At 52.2% G+C, this 803-nt stretch carries 1 rRNA gene; it reads right to left on the reverse strand.

Annotation, left to right across the window (positions count from 1 at the left end):
* Positions 1-803 (reverse strand): 23S ribosomal RNA (locus tag EIZ58_RS34255); the annotation flags it as partial.

The following is an 803-nucleotide window of genomic DNA, read 5'->3' on the forward strand; positions in this document are numbered from 1 at the left end:
CTCCAGTTAGTGTTACCCAACCTTCAACCTGCCCATGGCTAGATCACCGGGTTTCGGGTCTATACCCTGCAACTTAACGCCCAGTTAAGACTCGGTTTCCCTTCGGCTCCCCTATTCGGTTAACCTTGCTACAGAATATAAGTCGCTGACCCATTATACAAAAGGTACGCAGTCACCCCATAAAGAGGCTCCCACTGCTTGTACGTACACGGTTTCAGGTTCTTTTTCACTCCCCTCGCCGGGGTTCTTTTCGCCTTTCCCTCACGGTACTGGTTCACTATCGGTCAGTCAGGAGTATTTAGCCTTGGAGGATGGTCCCCCCATATTCAGACAGGATACCACGTGTCCCGCCCTACTCATCGAGCTCACAATATGTGCATTTTTGTGTACGGGGCTGTCACCCTGTATCGCGCGCCTTTCCAGACGCTTCCACTAACACACACACTGATTCAGGCTCTGGGCTCCTCCCCGTTCGCTCGCCGCTACTGGNAATATGTGCATTTTTGTGTACGGGGCTGTCACCCTGTATCGCGCGCCTTTCCAGACGCTTCCACTAACACACACACTGATTCAGGCTCTGGGCTCCTCCCCGTTCGCTCGCCGCTACTGGGGGAATCTCGGTTGATTTCTTTTCCTCGGGGTACTTAGATGTTTCAGTTCCCCCGGTTCGCCTCATTAACCTATGGATTCAGTTAATGATAGTGTGTCGAAACACACTGGGTTTCCCCATTCGGAAATCGCCGGTTATAACGGTTCATATCACCTCACCGACGCTTATCGCAGATTAGCACGTCCTTCATCGC

The organism is Ammoniphilus sp. YIM 78166 (assembly GCF_004522215.1).
GTDB lineage: Bacteria > Bacillota > Bacilli > Aneurinibacillales > RAOX-1 > YIM-78166.